Below are 13,777 nucleotides of genomic sequence, written 5' to 3'. Positions count from 1 at the left end.
GACTCCTCGAAAGTCCGTGGGGGCTGGACGCCTCCTGCTTGCCCGGCCCCCACGGACGTCCTCCGAAAGGCGCCTCTCATGTCGACCACCTCTTCGCGTCCCTGGCTGACCGCCGACGCGCACGCCCGCCTCGCCGCGGAACTCGCCGCCCTGCAGCGCGAACCCGGCCTCGACGAGGGAGCGGCCGAGCACGACCGGCTCGACCGCAGGCAGCACCGGCAAGCGCGGATCCGGCAGCTCCAGGACCTGCTGCGGAACGCGGTCGTCGGCGAAGACCCGCCCGACGACGGGATCGCCGAGCCCGGGATGGTCCTGACCGTCCGCTACGACGACGGCGGGGTCGAGACGTTCCTGCTGGCCGCGCGCGCCGAGGCCGCCGCCGGTCTCGAGGTCTGCTCGCCGGACTCGCCGCTCGGGCGGGCGCTGCACGGCGCGAAGCCGGGGGAGCAGCGGGAGTACGAGGTGCCCAGCGGCGCGCTCGTGCGCGTCACCCTGGTCGAGGCTTATCCCTACGGGCGCTATCGGAACGACGGCTGAACCCGGTTTGGCGATTACCCTGACAGGGGTGACCGACGAAGAGCTCATCATCGAGTTCGCCCTCGCCCGGCTCGACAACCCGAGCCTCGACCTCGAGGAGGTCGCGGCGCTGCTCGTCCGCCGCGTCGGGCCGGACCGGATGCTCGACCTCGCCGCGCGCAACCTCGAGACGCGCGGCGAACTGCGCGGCGCGATGTTCGAGTCGGCGGTCGAACACGTCTTACGCGTCGTCCTGACGCTGCGCGGTCCGGCTGACTGATCCCTGGACAATTCGCTGACCTGCGTGGACAACTCCGGCCATTGACCGTGGACAGCCAGCGGTTGAGGACAAAACGGGCGGCGCGCTGGGATGAGTGCACCGGGATTTCCCGGCTGTACTCCATTTCCGAATTCGTCCGAGGGGACATCCGTGAAGATCGGCAAGACGCTGACGGCCGCCTCCGCGCTGGGGATCGCACTCGCCGGAATCGCCGCGCCCGCCGCGTCGGCGGAGACCGCGGCCGCGGCTCCGGCGAGCGCGCAGAGCAAGCACACCGCGAGCATCAAGTGCTCGAAGCCGTCCGGGAAGAAGGCCAACTACTCGTGGGGCGACGGGTTGACGAACGTCACCGTCTACTTCAACAACCACTGCTCGCACAAGGTGTCCGCGGGCATCGTGCTGAAGGACATGGACGGCGCGTTGAGCGTGCAGTGCATGACCACCAACGGCGGCACCAGCGGCAAGAAGAAGTTCCACATCGGCGCGGACCACACGGTCGCGCGGATCCAGAAGGGCTGCAAGCTCTGAGCACCGGCCGCTGAACCGCGGGCGGGCCCGGGCTGCGCCGTCCCGGGCCGCCTGGCAACCTCCAAGGGTCGATGTCGATCACGGGAGGTGTCATGAGCGAGCCCGCGGCCGGGCAGCCCCGGGCCCGCCGAGGCCGCAAGCACATCGTGCCCGACGCCGGCGCGGGTCCGGTCGCCCGGTTCGCCCGCGCGCTGCTGGACCTGAAGCGGGAAGCAGGCGACCCGTCCTACGACCGCATGCGCACCGAACTCGGCGCGGCCGCGTCGAAGTCCGCGCTTTCGGCGGCCACGCGCGGCCGCGGCGTCCCGTCCTGGCCGACGACCTGGGAGTTCGTCCGCAGCCTCGCAGTGACCGCCCTCGACCGCGACGAGGAGACGGTGCGGCGCGAATGGCTGGCGCGCTGGGAAGAAGCGGTCGAGGGGCGGTCGTTCGGGGATCCGTCCGGTGCGGAGGCCCGGACGTCTTCGGTGGGCGCACCTTTTGCAGCCCCGGATTCCGCGGCTGATGCTGGTGCGCCGCCGCCCGCTCCGGAGTCCCCGTCCGATGCCGGTGCGCCGCCGCCAGCTCCGGCCTTCGCCGCCGAACCGGTCGCGGCCCAGCCCCGTCGCTGGGGGTCGATCGTCGTCGCCGCGGCCGTGCTGGTCGTGCTCGGGCTCGTGGCCGCGGTGGTGGTCCTGGCCGCTCCGTCCTCTCGCGAGCGCGGGACCGCCGCCCCGGACTACCCGCTGCCCGGCGACGCGTCCGGCTTCGGCGGCGACGGCCTGCCCGGCGACGTCACCTTCCCGGACGGCGCGAAAGCCCGCTACGGCCAGACTTTCACGAAGACCTGGCGGCTGAAGAACACCGGCTCGGTGCCGTGGCGCGGCCGCTATCTGCAGGTCGCCGGAGGCACCACTGTGCTGTGCCCGTCGCCGCCGCGCGTCCCGGTCCCGGACGCCGAACCGGGCCAGCTGGTCGAGGTGAGCGTCCCGGTGACGCCGACCGGCACCGGAATCTGCCACGTCCTGTGGAAGATGACCGACGAACGGGGCGCGCTGGTGTTTCCGGACCGGACCGGGATTTTCTATCAGGTCACCGTCGCGGTGGAGTGATCGAGCGGCCAGGACAACGCGCCCGGAGTCCACAATCGCGGGTCGTCGCTGGTCACCGCCCCGGGAAAGAAAACCGTACCCTTTTCCCCGTTCGCTCGTTTCGCTCCCGCGCATTCCACTGTGGACAATTTCCGTCCGCGCCCGCCCCGTTCCCGGCGCGAATTGGCGGACCCGGAATGGGGCGGTAGCGGTCACATTACGGCGGGTGTCCGGCGCGGACCCTCCGAAGGATCACTCCTCCGGGTGGACCGAGGCGCAATCCGCCATCGGGGCCTCGGTTCTGGTAGCTCAGCGTGAGAAAACCGTCGCGAAGCCGCCGCGTTACATCACTCTTTAGTGGTGAAATTGCGATAATTGTGGTCACTGGAACCGTCTGGCGGGCGCGCTGCGCGACGGATCTTGCTTTGCGTTTCCCGGGCGCCTTGATAATGTCGCGCTCTGCCCGGGACCGGCAGTTGTGCTCGGTCACGCGTGGATTCGGGGATCCGTGCGCCGGCTTCATTCTTGATGTTCGGAAGGACAATTCATGCGTTCTGCCCTGCTGCGCGGACGGACCGTAGCGGTCGCCGTTCCCGCGCTGGCTCTGCTCGCCACCGCCGCCGCCCCGTCGGCGTTCGCCGCCGAGGCGCCCGCCGGCTCGGCCTACGGCGCTTCCGCCTCGGTCTCGCTGCTGCCCGGCGTGCTCGGAGACAAGGGGATCACCGTCGACACCGGCAAGATCGCGCCCTCCTCGACCGCGGGCCCGGAGTCCGCGCAGGTGGTGAACGTGCCACTGAAGGGCCTGGTCACGGCCAAGGTGATCAGCAGCTCGGCGAAGCAGGACGGCAGCACCGGGCCGGTCGACTCCAAGGCCTCGATCGTCGACGCCGCGCTCCCGGTGCTCGCCCCGCTCGCCGGCTCCACCCCCACCGCCCGCGTGATCAGCTCCGAGTGCAAGTCCACTCCGGACGGCATCACCGCCTCGTCCGAGCTGGCCGGCCTCGACCTCGGCAAGATCGGCAAGCTCCCGGTGTCGACCAAGCCGAACCAGAAGCTCGGCGTCGACGGCGTGCTGCAGGTGATCGTCAACGAGCAGATCAAGCACTCCGACGGCAGCCTCACCGTCAACGCGCTGCACATCAAGCTCCTCGGCGGCGACGTCACCGGCGCGCTCGGCAAGGGCGACATCGTCCTCGCCTCGGCCACCTGCGCCAAGGTCGCGGGCAACCCGAGCACCCCGCCCACCACCACGCCGCCGACCACCCAGCCGAGCAAGCCGGGCACCCCGCCCGCCGAGGGCCCGGGCCAGGTCAAGGTCGTGCCGGTCGGCGCGCCGGAGACCGGCGACGGCACGCTGGCCGCGGTGACCGCCCGGTGACGCGTTCCCGGTTCGGGCTTTTCGCGCTCCTGCTGGCTTTCGTCGCGAACTTCGCCCTGCTGGGCTGCGGTTCGGCGGATCAGGCTCCGCCCGCCGCGGCCCCGGCGAGTGCCGCGGCGGCCGCCCAGGAGGTCGCGGACCCGGTCTCGCTCGACGTTCCCAGCATCGACGCGCATTCGTCGCTGGTGCCGCTCGGCCTCAACGACGACAAGACCGTCCAGGTGCCGCCGGTGGACCAGCCGCTGCAGGCGGGCTGGTACCACTTCGGCCCGAAGCCGGGCCAGGTCGGACCGGCGGTCGTCCTCGGCCACATCGACGGCAACCACCAGAAGGGCATCTTCTGGCGGCTGCACGAGATGAAGAAGGGCGACAAGGTCGTCATCGGCCGCAAGGACGGGTCGAAGGCCTCGTTCACGGTGACCAAGGTGGACCAGATCGCGAAGAAGACGTTCCCCACCGAAGCCGTGTACGGCAACACGCCCGATTCGCAGATCCGGCTGATCACCTGCGGCGGCGCGTTCGACCCCGAGAAGAAGAGCTATCTCGACAACATCATCGTGTACGGCACGCTCGACAGCTGAGCGACTGATACCGGGGCCTCGTCGTTTCGCGCTCGGGCGAAGCGGCGAGGCCCTTCTTCATTCCCCGGAAAGCTCGTCGGTCGCGGCCCGGCCCGCTTCGGCGGTGCGGCGCAGGAATCCGGCGATCAGCAGGAGTTCGTCCTCGGTGTACCCGGCGCACAGGTCGTCCATCGCCGAACTCATCCCGCTGTACGCGCGGAACAGCTCCTGCGTGCGTCCCGGCACCGCGCGCACGGTGACCGCGCGCCGGTCGGCCGCGTCGGGATCCCGTTCGCGCACCACCCATCCGCCGCGCTGCAGCCGGTCGAGGATGCCGGTCACGGTCGCCGGGTGCAGGCCCGCCCGGCGGGCGAGCGCGCTCGGGCTCAGCGGTCCGGCCGACGAGATCAGTTCGAGGCAGTCGAGGTCGACGTCCTTGAGCTTCAGCCGTCCGCCGACCTGGTGGTTCAGCAGCGACAGCTGATTGCGCAGTTCCCGCAGGGACTCCTTGAGGGCCACCGTGGTGCGCCGCCTGCGCCGCGCCGTCTCCGTCCCGGATGCTCCGGACGCCATCTGCTCCGCCCTCCCGTTTCTCGCCGGTCAGCGTAGCCGGGTCAGGCGGCGGCGAGCAGCGCTTCCCCGGCCGGGGTCAGCACCGCGGGCACCGGCTGGCCGAGCGGCCCCGGTTCCGCGGCGCGCAGCAGACCGGCGCGGGCCAGCGCGTGCGCGGTGAACTGGTCGCTGCACGGCAGGCCGTCCACGAACAAATCCGGTTCGCAGCTGCAGGTCAGCCGTCCGCGCCCGGCGGCGACGGCACGCAGCATCGCGATCCCGCGGCGGGTGACGGTGGTGGTCATGGCTGCCTCCTCGAAGGTCGCTCTCACCGATACGTCGGACGAGCCGCCCGGATTTCGACCTAACCTGACGGGGAAAGCAGACCGGAAGAAGGCGGGAGCCCCATGCTGATCGACGACCTGCACACCGTCTTGCCGGACGACCGGATCGTGCGGGACCCCGACGTGCTGCGCGGCTACGCGCACGACGAAGCGGAATGGGCCCCGTACGGCGAACCGGCGGTCCTGGTCCGGCCGCGCACCGCGGACGAAGTGCAGGCGACCGTGCGGCAATGCCTCAAACACGGCACGCCGGTGGTGCCGCGCGGCGCGGGGACCGGGCTCTCCGGCGGGGCGAACGCGCTGTCCGGCTGCGTCGTGCTGGCGACCGACCGGATGACCGCGATCAAGGAAATCGACCCGGTGGAACGGCTCGCCGTGGTCGAACCGGGCGTGGTCAACGACGATCTCCGCGCGGCCTGTGCCGAACACGGGTTGTGGTATCCGCCGGACCCGGCCAGCTCGCCGTGGTCGACCATCGGCGGCAACGTCGCGACCAACGCGGGCGGCGTGTGCTGCGTGAAGTACGGCGTGACCCGCGACTACGTGCTCGGGCTGCAGGTCGTCACCGGCACCGGCGAACTCGTCCGGCTCGGCCGCCGCACCGCGAAGGGCGTGGCCGGGTACGACCTCGCCGGGCTGATGGTCGGGTCGGAGGGGACGCTCGGCGTCATCACCGAAATCACCGTGCGGCTGCGGGCGAAGCGCGCTCCGGAGGCGACCGTCGCCGGGTACTTCGACTCGACGGTCGCGGCGGGGGAGGCGGCCGCGGCGATCCGCGCGGCCGGGATCGTCCCGTCGGCGCTCGAGCTGGTGGACCGGCATTGCCTGGCCGCGGTGGACGCGTGGAAGAACATGGGCTTGTCCGCCGACGCGAACGTGGTGCTGCTCGGCCGCAGCGACGTGCCGGGCGGGCACGAGGCCGCGGTGATGGTGGAGTGCTTCGAAAAGGCGGGCGCGACCTGGGCCGCGCAGTCGACCGACGAGGCCGAGGCGGACGCGTTGTTCGCCGCCCGGCGGCTGGCCTACCCGGCGCTCGAACGGCTCGGCCCGGTGCTCACCGAGGACGTCTGCGTTCCGACGCATCTGGTGCCGGAAATGCTCGCCCGGATCGACGCGGCGGCGGAACGGCACAATACGCAAATCGCCAATATCGCGCATATCGGCGACGGAAATCTGCATCCGCTGCTGATCACGCCGGCCGGGGACGACGCCGCGCAGCGCCGCGCGCAGGCCGCGTTCGACGACATCGTCGCCGACGCGCTCGAACTCGGCGGGACGGTCACCGGCGAGCACGGCGTCGGCCTGCTGAAGCGGCCCGGCCTCGAAAAAGAGCTGGGACCAGCGGTTCTCGGCCTGCACCACGCGGTCAAGAACGCCCTCGACCCGCACGGGATCCTCAATCCGGGAAAGGTCGTGGCAGGTCCCGTCCCAAGGTGATTCGGGGGCGGAGTAAATAGTCCACAAAGGATAGCCACGCGTTTGTGACCCTTGTCTCCCCATCGTTTTCCGGCATTGATTGCCTGCCGCAACCAACTTGCTTAGCCTAGCTAAGGGAAGCGGCTGGGAGAGGGGTTTTCGACAGTGGCGGAGCGCAGGACGTATTCGATCGCGGAACTCGGTCCGCGGTACAAGTGGATCGCGCTGTCCAACACGACGCTCGGGATGCTGATCGCGACGATCAACTCCTCCATCGTGCTGATCGCGCTGCCCGACATCTTCAAGGGCATCGGCATCAACCCGCTGGAGCCGTCGAACACGAGCTACCTGCTGTGGATGATCATGGGCTTCCTCGTGGTCACCGCGGTGCTGGTGGTGGCGTTCGGCAGGCTCGGCGACATGTACGGCCGGGCCAGGATGTACAACCTCGGCTTCGCCGTGTTCACCGTTTCCTCGATCATGCTGGCGATCACCTGGTTCGACGGCGACGCGGCCGCGCTGTGGCTGATCGGCTGGCGGATCGTGCAGGGCGTCGGCGGCGCGTTCCTGATGGCGAACTCGTCGGCCATCCTCACTGACGCCTTCCCGGCCAACCAGCGCGGTCTCGCACTCGGCATGAACGGCGTCGCGGCCATCGCGGGCTCGTTCCTCGGCCTGGTCGTCGGCGGCGTGCTCGCGCCGGTGAACTGGAACCTGATTTTCCTGGTGTCGGTGCCGTTCGGCGTGATCGGCACGGTGTGGGCGTACGTCAAACTGCACGACACCGGCGTCCGCCAGCACGCGAAAATGGACTGGTGGGGCAACATCACCTTCGCGGTCGGCCTCATCGCGGTGCTGGTAGGGATCACCTACGGAATCCAGCCGTACGGCACGTCGCAGACCGGCTGGGGCAGCCCGATGGTGCTGTCCTGCCTGATCGGCGGCGCCGCGGTGCTGATCGCGTTCGTGGTGATCGAGACGAAGGTGCCGAACCCGCTGTTCCGGCTGTCGCTGTTCCGGATCCGCTCGTTCAGCTGGGGCAACCTGGCGAACCTGACGGCGTCGCTCGGCCGCGGCGGGCTGCAGTTCGTGCTGATCATCTGGCTGCAGGGAATCTGGTTGCCGCAGCACGGTTTCACGTTCGAGCAGACGCCGCTGTGGGCCGGGATCTACATGCTGCCGCTGACCATCGGCTTCCTGGTGGCCGCGCCGACGTCCGGCATCCTGTCCGACCGGATCGGCAGCCGCGCGCTCGCCTCCGGCGGCCTGGTGCTCACCGCGCTCACGTTCCTGTTGCTGACGCTGCTGCCGGTGAACTTCGACTACTGGGCGTTCGCCGGGATCCTGCTGCTCAACGGCATCGGCATGGGCATGTTCTCCTCGCCCAACCGCGCCGAGGTGATGAACAGCCTGCCCGCCGACGCGCGAGGTTCCGGCGCGGGCATGATGACGACCTTCCAGAACGCGGCGATGGTGCTGTCGATCGGTTTCTTCTTCAGCCTGATCATCGCCGGTCTGTCGGATCACCTGCCGGTCGCGATGTCGCAGGGCCTGACCCAGCACGGCGTCCCCGAGGCGGCCGCGAACCAGGTCGCGCACCTGCCGGCGGTCGCGGTGCTGTTCGCGGCGTTCCTCGGATACAACCCGATCCAGCAGCTGCTGGGCGGCCAGCTCGCGCACCTGCCCGCGGATCAGGCGAGCTTCCTGACCGGCCGCAGCTTCTTCCCGAACCTGATCTCGGGCCCGTTCCAGGACGGCCTCGCGGTGGCGTTCGGCTTCGCGATCGCGGTGTGCCTGATCGGTGCGGTGGCGTCGCTGCTGACGAAGGACCGGAAGAAGGCGTCGGAGTCGGTAGGGGAGGAACTGGCCGCGGTGGCCGGGGAATCCGGTAGCGGGCCTAGCGAGCTGGTTGCTCCGCAGAGCGATCGGTAGCGGGCCACAGTACGGCTTGGGCGACGATCACGTTCTCGCCGTTGAAGGTCAGCGCGGGGCCCTCGTGCAGGCGATAGCCGAGCGCGAGGGCTTCGCTGACCCGGCGGCAGAAGGCGGAATCATCGGGACCGGTGAGGACGCGGTAGACGGGGAGACCGTCTGGGGGTGTGCTCATGGGGCCATGGTGTCGTGAGTGCTAATCGCGGTTCTAACCGGGATTGCCACTCACGAGGCCCTCCGCACCAGCCACGCCGTCCCGAGCGCCCCCACCGCGCCTACGCTGATCGCCAAGAACCCCAGGCGGAATGCCGTGTCCACATCCGGCAACCGCCCCGCGATCAGCACCGCGAACACCGCGCCCCCGAGAGATCCGCCCACCCGCAGCAGGATCGTCACCTGCGCGGCAGCGTCCGGAAGCCGAGCCGGTTCAACGGTCTTGTACGCCGCGATCCCCATCGGCATGCTCACCAAAGCCACCGAAGCCCCGAACCCGGCCAGCAAAACCTGCACCAAAACCCCCGGCGCATCGACCGGCAGGAACACGAACGGCACCGTGCTCGCCACCGCCAGCACCGCGCCCACCAAAGCAACCGGTGCGGCACCGTACCGGTCCACCGCTCGCCCGGTCATCGGCGCGATCGCCGCCGTGGCACCGGCGAAGCCGAGCAAACTCAAGCCAGTGTCAACGAAATCCAGGTGCCGACCCAGCTGGAAATACAGCGTCACGACGATCCCGCTGCCGAAGATCAGCGCGCCGTTGAAGGCCGCGGCCAGGCTCGCCGCGCGGTAAAGGCGGTTGCGGTACAGGGAAAAGTCCAGCAACGGATGCGGATGCCGACGGCACCGCGCCACGAACCAAGCCAGCAAAACGAGACCCGGCAACAGAATCGGCCATTCGAGCCGTCCGGTGTCGCCCCACGTCGTGACGGTGTACAGGACCAGCGGCAACCCGGCGGCGATCAACGCCAGCCCGGCCCAATCGATCCTGCCGGTGACCTCTCGGGAGCCGCGCGGCACGTACCGGAGGCCGAGGAACAAGCCGACCGCTCCGATCGGCAGGTTGATCAGGAACAGCCACGGCCACGAAAGACCGTGCAGGATCAGGCCTCCGGCGAGCGGGCCGAGCGCGGGGGCGACGCTCACCGCGATCCCGAGCGTCGCCATCACCCGGCCCAGCCGTTCCGCGCCGACCTGTTGTCCCAGAACGGTTTGCCCGGCCGGGATCAGGATGCCGCCCGCCAAACCTTGCAGGAAGCGGAAAACGATGAGCAGCACGACGTCCGGCGCGACCGCGCACAATCCCGACGCCACGGTGAACCCGGCCAGCGCGACCAGCCACACGCGGCCGGCGCCGAAGCGTCGGGCCAGCCAGCCGGTCAACGGAAGCGAGAGGGCGAGCGCGAGCAGGTAACCGCTCGCGACCCATTGCGTCACCGAGAGATCCGCGCCAAGGTCGCTGCTGATCGAGTCGAGGCCGATCGTCACGACGGACGCGTCGAGCCCGCTCGCGAACGCGCCGAACACGATGATCCAGCAGATCCGCCAGGTCGCGCGGTCGATCGGGGCGGCGGTGGCGGGGGTCACCGCGAGACCCGCAGGGTGCGCAGCGCGGTCGACCAGTCGACAAGTTCCCCCAGCATCCGCGTCAGGATGCCTTCGTGGTGGTCGGCGGGGGCGAAGGTGCCGGGCTCGGCCATATCCGGAATGACGAAGTCGGTGAACAAACCCAGCGCGACTTGCGAGCGCACGCAGGCGACTTTCACCTCGGCGAGGGTGAGCCGCAGGTGTTCCACCGCGCGCGTGCCGCCGTTGGTTCCGTAGCTGACGAAACCGGCGGCCTTGTCGGCCCATTCGGAAAACAGGAAGTCGATGGCGTTCTTGAGCGCCGCGGGCATGGAGTGGTTGTACTCGGGGGTCACGAAAACGAAGCCGTCGAAGCTGTCGACGAGCTGTGCCCAGTGCCGCGTGTGGTCGTTGCGGTAGCCGCCGATCGCGGCGGGCATCGGCTCGTCCAGGAACGGCAGGTCGATCTCGGCGAGGTCGAGCACCCGCACCTCGGCCCGGTCGCCGAGGAAGGCGGCGGCGCGGTCGCGGGTCCATTCGGCGACCTGCGTGGCCCGGCGGCCGGGACGGGTGCTTCCGGAGATGACGGCGATGCGAAGCGGTGAAGTCATGTCCCGAAGGTACAACGGACGTTGTAGTTTTTGCAACGGTCGTTGTACTTCGGCATACTGAGCCAGTGCGGACGGACAAACAACGCGCTCTGCTCGACGGCGCCCTGCGGGTTTTCGCCCGGGACGGCTACTCGCGCGCCAGCATCGACGTGCTCGCGGCCGAGGCGGGCGTGTCCTCGCGGACGATCTACAACCACTACGGCGACAAAGCCGGACTGTTCCGCGCGGTGATCCTGGACAGCTCGGACCGGGTTGCGCAGCGGCAGATCGCGGTCGCCGACAAACTGCTCGGCCGGATCGTCGACCTGGAGGCCGACCTCGTGGAATTCGGCCTCCAGTGGGCGAAACGCGACCCGGAAACCGAACCGCACTGGGCGCTGGTGCGGCAGATTCAGGCCGACCTGGACCACATCGACCCGGAGACGGTCGCGGCCTGGAAGGAACGCGGCCCGACCCGGGTGCGGCTCGCGCTGGCCGGGCATCTGCGCAGGCTCGCCGCGGAAGGGCACCTGGAACTGGAAGACCCGTCGCTGGCCGCGGTGCACCTCGTCCAGCTCACCGCGGGCAGCGCCGCGGCGGCCGAGCCGGGGGAGGACTGGGAAACGGTGATCCGGTCCGGCGTGGGCGTTTTCCTGCGCGCTTACGCCCGGCCCTCGTGAGTGGCGATCCCGGTTCTAACCGCGATCGCCGCTCACGAGACCCAGCCCACCCGGATGCTTGACGGCCCCCGGCGAGGAGCCGGACCTCAGAAGCCGTAGGTGGCTCGCTCGATCCTGACCGGCTTGGCCGGGAGCCCGTCGAGCGGACCGCGTTCGCTCGGGATGATCCCGGCCGCCACGATCCGGTCCAGGACGTCCATGCCGCGCACCACCTTGCCGAGCACCGAATAGTTCGCCGGGATGTGCGCGAACGAGTGCACGATGAAGAATTCCGACCCGTTCGTGCCCGGGCCCTGGTTGCCCATCGCGACGGTGCCGCGTTCGTAGGTCTCCGCGCCGGTCACCTCGTCCGGGAATTTGTAGCCCGGGCCGCCCTTTTCGACCTCGTAGATGTCGCCGCACTGCAGGACGCCGAGGCGCGCGGAGTTCGTCAGCCGCCAGCACTGCGAGCGGTCGTAGAAACGCTGCAGCACCAGGCTGGCCATGTTCGCGACGGCGCACGGGGCGGCCCCGGCGCGGTCGAGCCGCACGGTGACCGGGCCGTAGTTGTAGTGGAAGGTGACGTCGACCGTTCCGCGGGTGAGCGCGAACGGCAGCGGGCGCAGCACGGGACGCGCCGCCGGGTTGTCCGGCGTCGGGGTGAAGGTGCAGCGCACCACAGGCGGCTTCATCGAGGGGGCAGCTCCGGCCGGGCTCGCGGTGCACAGGGAAAGACCGGCGATGACGGCGGCCGCGAGCGCGGCCCAGCGTGGCTTCATGGGCCCGGAAACTAGCGAAAGCGCGGTCCGGGCGCCAGGGCTTACTTGCGCCAGGCGGTGCGGCTCTTGCGCAGGTCGAGCAGCAGGAGCAGGACGATGAACGCGGCGAGTCCGACGAGCCACACGTTCTCGGTGTTGTTCTCGTGGTTGCCCTTGATCATCACAAGCAGGATGGCCGCGGACACCCAGCCGGCGATGCGGGTGGCCTTCGGGAACGAGCCGTGCCAGCCCCATTCCGCCGACGGCTCGTCGCGCGGGTCGACCTCGGGGCGCTTCTCGACCGCCTTGCCTGCCACGACCACTCCTTCACACCGCCTGACATTGTGCCCTCGCATGATCCCACACCGCTGGCCGCCGCACGGACACGACCCGGGCCATAATGCTTGCTGATGACTACTTCGCGAAGCGTCCTCGTGCTGGGTTCCACCGGGTCGATCGGGACCCAGGCGCTCGACGTCGCCGCACGTAACCCGCAGTTGTTCACGATCGCCGGCCTCGCCGCCGGCGGTTCCGATCCGGCGGCGCTCGCCGAGCAGGCGATCGCGCACGAAGTAGCGGCCATCGCCGTGACGAAGCCCACGGCGGTCGAAGACGTGCAGCTCGCGCTGTATGCCGAGGCGCAGCGCCGGGGGTACTCCCGGGGCGAGTTCCGGCTTCCGCGCATCCTCGCCGGTGCCGACGCGGTGGCCGAGCTGATCGATTCGGTCCCGGTCGACGTCGTGCTCAACGGGCTGCCCGGGTCCCAAGGCCTCGACCCGACGCTGCGCGCGCTCGCCACCGGCGCGACGCTCGCGCTGGCCAACAAGGAATCCCTCATCGCCGGCGGTCCGCTGGTGCTCGCCGCGGCGAAGCCGGGACAGCTGGTGCCGGTCGACTCCGAGCATTCGGCGATGGCGCAGGCGCTGCGGTCCGGCGACGGCAACGAGGTCGCGCGGCTCGTGCTCACCGCGTCCGGCGGCCCGTTCCGCGGGAAGAAGCGCGAGGACCTCGGCGAGGTCACCGTCGAACAGGCGATGGCGCATCCGACGTGGTCGATGGGCCGGTTGGTCACCATCAACTCGGCGACGCTGGTGAACAAGGGCCTGGAGCTGATCGAGGCGTCGCTGCTGTTCGGCGTAGAACCGGCCCGGATCGACGTCACGGTGCACCCGCAGTCGATCGTGCACTCGATGGTCACCTTCGCCGACGGCTCCACGATCGCCCAGGCGAGCCCGCCGGACATGCGGCTGCCGATCGCGCTGGCGCTGAACTGGCCGCACCGCGTGCCCGGCGCGGCAGCCGCGTGTTCCTGGGACACGGCGGCGAGCTGGACCTTCGAGCCGGTCGACAACGAGGCGTTCCCGGCCGTCGAGCTGGCGCGCGAAGCGGGCACCGCGGGCGGCTGCCTTCCCGCGGTTTTCAACGCGGCGAACGAGGAATCGGTGGCCGCGTTCCTGGCGGGCAAGGCCAAGTTCCTGTCGATTGTGGACACTGTGGCGCAGGTGGTGTCCGACGCGGGCGAATGGCGGCGCGAACCCCGCGACGTCGCGGACGTGCTCGCCGCCGAGCAGTGGGCTCGCACGCGGGCCGCCGAGCTGCTGGGATGAGCGCGACCGGTGCGCGAAGCCGCG

The 13,777-nt window shown here is 70.1% G+C and carries 17 protein-coding genes; 10 read left to right on the top strand and 7 right to left on the bottom strand.

The genetic code is table 11. The annotated features are described in order from the left end of the window. Positions 1-78: 78 nt before the first annotated feature. The 6 genes from F9C12_RS13850 (at position 79) to F9C12_RS13825 (ending at position 4,353) form a co-directional block, all read left to right on the top strand. Positions 79-537: a GreA/GreB family elongation factor gene (locus F9C12_RS13850; protein WP_409182379.1), complete on the top strand. Its 459-nt coding sequence runs from the start codon at positions 79-81 to the stop codon at positions 535-537. 28 nt (positions 538-565) lie between these two features. Beyond that, on the top strand, positions 566-796 hold the full coding sequence (locus F9C12_RS13845) for a hypothetical protein (protein ID WP_116200055.1): 231 nt from the start codon (positions 566-568) through the stop codon (positions 794-796). A 150-nt stretch (positions 797-946) separates the two neighbouring features. Continuing rightward, positions 947-1,324 carry a hypothetical protein gene (locus F9C12_RS13840; RefSeq protein WP_409466134.1) on the top strand — a complete coding sequence of 126 codons (378 nt, stop codon included), beginning with the start codon at positions 947-949 and terminating at the stop codon, positions 1,322-1,324. Between the two features lie 92 nt (positions 1,325-1,416). After that, complete coding sequence (locus F9C12_RS13835; RefSeq protein ID WP_409466133.1) at positions 1,417-2,415, top strand: NBR1-Ig-like domain-containing protein; 999 nt, start codon at positions 1,417-1,419, stop codon at positions 2,413-2,415. A gap of 526 nt (positions 2,416-2,941) precedes the next feature. Next, a complete protein-coding gene (locus F9C12_RS13830) occupies positions 2,942-3,772 on the top strand; it encodes a choice-of-anchor P family protein (protein WP_409182376.1) in 831 nt (276 codons plus the stop codon). Then, positions 3,769-4,353 carry a class F sortase gene (locus F9C12_RS13825; RefSeq protein WP_409182375.1) on the top strand — a complete coding sequence of 195 codons (585 nt, stop codon included), beginning with the start codon at positions 3,769-3,771 and terminating at the stop codon, positions 4,351-4,353. Before F9C12_RS13830 ends, F9C12_RS13825 begins: the two co-directional genes overlap by 4 nt. Before the next feature lie 57 nt (positions 4,354-4,410). On the opposite strand, the gene F9C12_RS13820 is transcribed toward F9C12_RS13825, so the two are convergent. Both F9C12_RS13820 and F9C12_RS13815 read right to left on the bottom strand, forming a co-directional pair. Further along, entirely contained in the window at positions 4,411-4,905 is a 495-nt protein-coding gene (locus F9C12_RS13820; protein ID WP_409466132.1) for a MarR family transcriptional regulator, read from the bottom strand. Positions 4,906-4,946: 41 nt separating this feature from the next. Then, complete coding sequence (locus F9C12_RS13815) at positions 4,947-5,189, bottom strand: hypothetical protein (RefSeq protein WP_409182373.1); 243 nt, start codon at positions 5,187-5,189, stop codon at positions 4,947-4,949. A 102-nt stretch (positions 5,190-5,291) separates the two neighbouring features. Between F9C12_RS13815 and F9C12_RS13810 the strand changes: the two genes are divergently transcribed. Then, positions 5,292-6,665, top strand: coding sequence for an FAD-binding oxidoreductase (locus F9C12_RS13810; protein WP_409466131.1), 1,374 nt, complete (start codon positions 5,292-5,294; stop codon positions 6,663-6,665). 144 nt (positions 6,666-6,809) lie between these two features. Then, positions 6,810-8,576, top strand: coding sequence for an MFS transporter (locus tag F9C12_RS13805; protein WP_409466130.1), 1,767 nt, complete (start codon positions 6,810-6,812; stop codon positions 8,574-8,576). Here the strand turns inward: F9C12_RS13805 and F9C12_RS13800 are convergent. From F9C12_RS13800 to F9C12_RS13790, 3 genes are read right to left on the bottom strand one after another with little or no spacing between them, the layout of a single operon-like run. Next, the gene (locus F9C12_RS13800) at positions 8,542-8,751 is read right to left on the bottom strand and encodes a DUF1737 domain-containing protein (protein ID WP_409466129.1); all 210 of its coding nucleotides are present in this window, start codon (positions 8,749-8,751) and stop codon (positions 8,542-8,544) included. The genes F9C12_RS13805 and F9C12_RS13800 overlap by 35 nt on opposite strands. Before the next feature lie 50 nt (positions 8,752-8,801). Then, a complete protein-coding gene (locus F9C12_RS13795) occupies positions 8,802-10,160 on the bottom strand; it encodes a DHA2 family efflux MFS transporter permease subunit (RefSeq protein ID WP_409466128.1) in 1,359 nt (452 codons plus the stop codon). Further along, positions 10,157-10,750: an NADPH-dependent FMN reductase gene (locus F9C12_RS13790; RefSeq protein WP_409466127.1), complete on the bottom strand. Its 594-nt coding sequence runs from the start codon at positions 10,748-10,750 to the stop codon at positions 10,157-10,159. Before F9C12_RS13790 ends, F9C12_RS13795 begins: the two co-directional genes overlap by 4 nt. A 65-nt stretch (positions 10,751-10,815) precedes the next feature. On the opposite strand from F9C12_RS13790, the gene F9C12_RS13785 reads away from it, so the two are divergent. Continuing rightward, entirely contained in the window at positions 10,816-11,409 is a 594-nt protein-coding gene (locus F9C12_RS13785; RefSeq protein ID WP_409182368.1) for a TetR/AcrR family transcriptional regulator, read from the top strand. Positions 11,410-11,495: 86 nt separating this feature from the next. Here F9C12_RS13785 and F9C12_RS13780 read toward each other — a convergent pair whose 3' ends face one another. Together F9C12_RS13780 and F9C12_RS13775 are read right to left on the bottom strand one after the other, a co-directional pair. Further along, complete coding sequence (locus tag F9C12_RS13780; protein WP_409182367.1) at positions 11,496-12,167, bottom strand: peptidylprolyl isomerase; 672 nt, start codon at positions 12,165-12,167, stop codon at positions 11,496-11,498. A gap of 41 nt (positions 12,168-12,208) precedes the next feature. Beyond that, positions 12,209-12,463, bottom strand: a complete 255-nt coding sequence (locus F9C12_RS13775; protein WP_237598549.1) for a DUF2631 domain-containing protein — start codon at positions 12,461-12,463, stop codon at positions 12,209-12,211. Between the two features lie 93 nt (positions 12,464-12,556). Between F9C12_RS13775 and dxr the strand changes: the two genes are divergently transcribed. Continuing rightward, complete coding sequence (gene dxr / locus F9C12_RS13770; RefSeq protein ID WP_409466126.1) at positions 12,557-13,753, top strand: 1-deoxy-D-xylulose-5-phosphate reductoisomerase; 1,197 nt, start codon at positions 12,557-12,559, stop codon at positions 13,751-13,753. Positions 13,754-13,777: the final 24 nt, after the last annotated feature.

Origin of the sequence: Amycolatopsis sp. GA6-003, from assembly GCF_046267895.1 — a bacterium.
In the GTDB taxonomy this organism is placed as follows: domain Bacteria; phylum Actinomycetota; class Actinomycetes; order Mycobacteriales; family Pseudonocardiaceae; genus Amycolatopsis.
Note: the sequence above shows the minus strand (reverse complement) of the source record. Positions and strands in the feature narration are given on the sequence as shown.

Bases quoted from the DNA above. Each gene is read 5' to 3' on its own strand.
- F9C12_RS13830 (WP_409182376.1), top strand. From the start codon at position 2,942: ATGCGTTCTGCCCTGCTGCGCGGACGGACCGTAGCGGTCGCCGTTCCC.
- F9C12_RS13780 (WP_409182367.1), bottom strand. From the start codon at position 12,167: ATGAAGCCACGCTGGGCCGCGCTCGCGGCCGCCGTCATCGCCGGTCTT.
- F9C12_RS13835 (WP_409466133.1), top strand. From the start codon at position 1,417: ATGAGCGAGCCCGCGGCCGGGCAGCCCCGGGCCCGCCGAGGCCGCAAG.
- F9C12_RS13850 (WP_409182379.1), top strand. From the start codon at position 79: ATGTCGACCACCTCTTCGCGTCCCTGGCTGACCGCCGACGCGCACGCC.
- dxr (WP_409466126.1), top strand. From the start codon at position 12,557: ATGACTACTTCGCGAAGCGTCCTCGTGCTGGGTTCCACCGGGTCGATC.
- F9C12_RS13800 (WP_409466129.1), bottom strand. From the start codon at position 8,751: ATGAGCACACCCCCAGACGGTCTCCCCGTCTACCGCGTCCTCACCGGT.
- F9C12_RS13790 (WP_409466127.1), bottom strand. From the start codon at position 10,750: ATGACTTCACCGCTTCGCATCGCCGTCATCTCCGGAAGCACCCGTCCC.
- F9C12_RS13815 (WP_409182373.1), bottom strand. From the start codon at position 5,189: ATGACCACCACCGTCACCCGCCGCGGGATCGCGATGCTGCGTGCCGTC.
- F9C12_RS13820 (WP_409466132.1), bottom strand. From the start codon at position 4,905: ATGGCGTCCGGAGCATCCGGGACGGAGACGGCGCGGCGCAGGCGGCGC.
- F9C12_RS13810 (WP_409466131.1), top strand. From the start codon at position 5,292: ATGCTGATCGACGACCTGCACACCGTCTTGCCGGACGACCGGATCGTG.